3 protein-coding genes are annotated in these 4,198 nt (G+C 31.9%); all 3 read right to left on the bottom strand.

The window, feature by feature from the left end:
- Positions 1 to 177 precede the first annotated feature (177 nt).
- The 3 genes from ACKI3D_RS05495 to ACKI3D_RS05485 all read right to left on the bottom strand — a co-directional run bounded on the left by ACKI3D_RS05495 (position 178) and on the right by ACKI3D_RS05485 (position 3,686).
- On the bottom strand, positions 178 to 1,578 hold the full coding sequence (locus ACKI3D_RS05495) for a DUF3100 domain-containing protein (RefSeq protein ID WP_407392744.1): 1,401 nt from the start codon (positions 1,576 to 1,578) through the stop codon (positions 178 to 180).
- A gap of 7 nt (positions 1,579 to 1,585) precedes the next feature.
- Entirely contained in the window at positions 1,586 to 2,479 is an 894-nt protein-coding gene (locus ACKI3D_RS05490; RefSeq protein WP_407392742.1) for a PhoU domain-containing protein, read from the bottom strand.
- Between the two features lie 244 nt (positions 2,480 to 2,723).
- Positions 2,724 to 3,686, bottom strand: coding sequence for a transposase (locus ACKI3D_RS05485; protein ID WP_407392741.1), 963 nt, complete (start codon positions 3,684 to 3,686; stop codon positions 2,724 to 2,726).
- Positions 3,687 to 4,198: the final 512 nt, after the last annotated feature.

The following is a 4,198-nucleotide window of genomic DNA, read 5'->3' as shown; positions in this document are numbered from 1 at the left end:
ATATGAAAAAAATGATTTTTATGAACTGTAAGTTTTTTAATGGAATATTCTAACTCTTGTAGAAAAATTAATGATAATGTAAAAATAAATACATAATTATATATATTATATAAAAATTATATTACTATTTCGCATAATAGAAAACTAATATGATATAAATAATGAAAAATAGATTTGTTAAATCATGCCTGTTACAAATAAGACCAGATTTGCAATACTTGCAGAACCGAGGTAAGTTCCGGAAATTACGATTATTGCTATAATGATTCCTTTCCAACCAATCTTTTTAAATTCCTCCCAATCGTTACCGATTGCAATACCGACATATGCTAAAAATGCAGTGCAGATTGTAGTTAACTCAATTTGAGAGACATAAGTTATTATAATGTCTGAAGTTGGAACTCCAGGAATGGCTAAAAAAATACCAAGTAAACTTATATAAATGATTGATGGGATATCCCATGGAATTATCCTCTCAAGGCACATTCCGATAAGGGTAATAATTGAAATGATTAGCATTCCGATGAACACATCAAGCAAAGGGGTATGGTAACCTATGAAATTTCCAACTGTGGCGATGATTGAGAAAAGTACGAGGAAAGTGACCCATCTTTCAATCTTACCAGAACTTAAATCCTCAGAAGTAGCATATTTATCATCTTTTACTCCTTCAATAGCATATTCGTCATCAATGGTTCTCCCCTCACCTTTACCTATGATTGGAGATAACCATTTATACAATTTTTCTGCAAGAGGCAGGGAAATGAATATGCACATGTAAATGCCTAAACAAAATGAAAGAATGTTACTGCATCCTGCAAAGGCCTCCAATTGGGTAGCCATGGCAGGGTACATATGCACCAATGGAACCAATGCTGCAGCATTCATGCTTGCGCTTCCTATACCTGAAGCCATTGCAAAGGCATATGGATGGTAAGGTATGAGCGAAATGCATATGCTTGAAAAAAAGCTGATAAAAGGAGTGCCGATAATGGATCCCATAACAAAAATGGCTAAAACTCCCCTTGTCTCAGGGGATTTGAAACCATACTTGTCGATAATGACTCCCAAGTTAGGTTCGCGGCAAATGGAACTTGCCATACCGATTACTTCTCTTCTAAATCCTAAAAGCAAAGCAACGGGCAATGCTATAAGAGTGCCCAAATCCCCCAAAAGTTGTAAAATCAAGGCGGGGCCGACATTAAAAATAATATCAATGGATTGTCCGCTCGAAATAGCTAATTTAGCAATTAAAACTCCTATAAATAAAACCATTGCTCCTTCAGCTACCTTTGATTGCTTTTTACCTATAAATTTTATAGGTTTTGCTAAAAAAAGAGCCAAACCCATGATTAGGGCATATATTAAAGGCAATAATAAAACACTTATGGTATCAGTGATTCTAATCTCTTTAACTCCAATGGCCATTGAAATGGCAACCAGAACAAAACAAACTATATGCAGGTTGTATTCCTTCCATGGGGGTCGTTTCTTAATAGCCCTGTCAGTTTTTCCCCTAAACGTTTCTTGCGGTTTATTATTTGATATAAGATCTCCTCCTGAGAAGAAATTTGGCATTGTCTTTTTAAATTTTTTCTCTAAATGAACGTGGAGTTGTTGGCCTTGGAATATCCTTATGGAATTCAGCAGCCAAATCCATAATTTCCACTGAGATATCGCCCATTCTTTCGAATGATTTCACTACACGGGATATGTAAATATAATAATTGGACATTTCAATATCCTCAAAAGAAGTTTCAACCATTTGGTTGGCAATGAGATTCATGGCTTTTTGTTGAGTTTCATGAATTTTTTCTTCTGTATCCATCAAATTTCCACGTGAGTCAATATTCCCATTAATAAAAGCATCAGTTGCATATGAAATAGATTTTTGTGCATATTTATGCATTTTTTTTAATATATCTAAAAGGTCATCGTCTACGGCAGTCTTCTCATTAATGACAAATTTGGCAATATGGCCTGAATAATCTCCAATGCGTTCATAATTGTATGCCGCTTCGCTGAACAATAAAATCTTGGAAAGTTTGGAATGGGGATCAACATCAACGACAGTTTCAACAGATGCGCGAACTTTTTCATACATATTATTTGTGGTAAAATCCAGTTTTAAAGCTTGTTCTGCCAAGTCCTTATCATTAGTTAAAATGGCATCGAAAGACATTTGGACCTGTTCTTTAACATGCTCGCTCATGCTGCTTAGCATGTTTTCAATTAAAAAAAATGCGGAATGCTGTTTGATATTGAAGATAGGGTCTGAAGAGCCATAAATTTCATCATATTTATTCAAATCGATGACATAAGCCCTTTTGACAATGTCTTCTTCAATTAATGGTTTAAGCAATTGAGTAACATATCTTCGACTAATCTTTAATTTTTCGGCAATTTCATCTTGAGTTGACGGTTTATCATAAAAAATAATATTCAAAATGTCTTCCAAAGTTTTATCGCTCCGCGCCATTGAAAATCCTCTCCATCAATCAAATTTAAAAAATTAACTTCAAAGAAATTTTATTGTGAATGCAAATATTTTCACATTTGCCTATAATAAAAACAATGATTTTGGACTATTTAAACTTTGCTAAAATGTGAATTTTTATTCACAAAAAGTGAATAATATTAGGTGAAAAACATATTTCAAAAATCCGGATTTCAGATAATGGGAATAAAAAATAATGAAAAAATAACCTTGTAGAAACCCTCATTTAAAATACTTGAATTGCTCTGTAGATGTTGTATAATACATCTTTGAGCTTTGTTTCTTTATTTTGGAGTTTTGTGCTTCTACTATAGTTCCCTCCGTTGAATCTTCTTTTTATTACATAAATTACACTTTCTACGTTCATTCTTCGTGCGTAAACGTCGTGCCAGAAGATTGTTGAACTATTCAATCTGTAATGTCCTGTTTTTGCTCTTGTTTTTAAGGGGATTTGGTCGAATGCACCTACTTCTTCATTTATGCATTTTCTTATTGCTTCCGTGTCGTATGCTCTGTCTGCTAGGATGTAATGTGGTTTGTAGGGTTTTAATTGTCTTATTGATGCGATTGCGAATTGTGTATCGTATTTTGGACCTCGATTTGCTGCGTAATTTAGGATCATTCTTGTGTCGACATCGATTGCGATATGGTTTTTAATGTAGCTTTTTCTGCATTTGCCTCTTATTTTTGCGTAATAATGGTCTGCATAGTCACTTGTGTGACCGGTTCCATCCATTGCTGCTAATTCACAATTTATTGGATGCATGAACAATATTAGATTGTTTAAATCTTTCAGTTTTGTGTCTGACATTCTTATAAAGAATTTCTGAATTGTTGTGTAGTGCGGTAGCTTGTTAAGTTTCAAATATTTGGTTATTTTATCAGAAACGTCTAAAATTTCAATTATTTCACGATAGGTTGTTTTTAAGTAAGTTTTCATTGCCAAAATAGTGAATAATTGTGGTTGATTATAAATATGATTGCTATAATCACAGGAATACTTTGAAAATATCCATTTTGCATAGTTAAATGTTAATTCAACAAAGTACAATAATCTATTTTGATTTACACCAATTTTAAATAGTTTTTGTTTCTGAGTATTTCCGCCAATCTTAAGTCCAAAATCCAAAAGGTTTAAATGTCTTGAATTCAAATAGTAATATGGAGAATAGTTTATTTTGCTGTACATATTAATAATTATTCTCCATTCTACTATTTATAAATTATTATTCGTTTTTACAATGAATGGGAAGTATCATTTCAAGTGTAAAAAAATTAAAAGGATAAAATCGCTTAAAATTAAAATCCAAGCATTTTAGTAAAAATTTTTTTGCGAAGAACAAATTCAAGTGTAGAATAAAAAGAACAATAACATGTCAAAATCAAAAACAAAGAGAAAATATCACTTATTTAACAAAAACAAGCAAAAAACATCGATATTCACTTAAATTTTGACATGGTTTCTACAAGGTTAAAATATTTAAAAAAAGTTCTATTTCCGCCATGTTTTTAACAAAAAATATTCATGAAATGGATATTTTAAATTAAATTAGATTATTTTTTTGTCTATTTTGGGCTTGATTATCATTATAATGTTATCTGTATTTGCTATGGATTCATTTCATCAAGAAAATACGCCAAATACCAGTTCTACTTTTGATGATTTTATAAACACTAATTTGGTTTCTTCTGAGGGGGATA

This window comes from Methanobrevibacter sp. (assembly GCF_045586545.1).
Taxonomy (GTDB): Archaea; Methanobacteriota; Methanobacteria; order Methanobacteriales; family Methanobacteriaceae; genus Methanocatella.
This window is presented reverse-complemented; position numbering and strand designations above follow the sequence as displayed.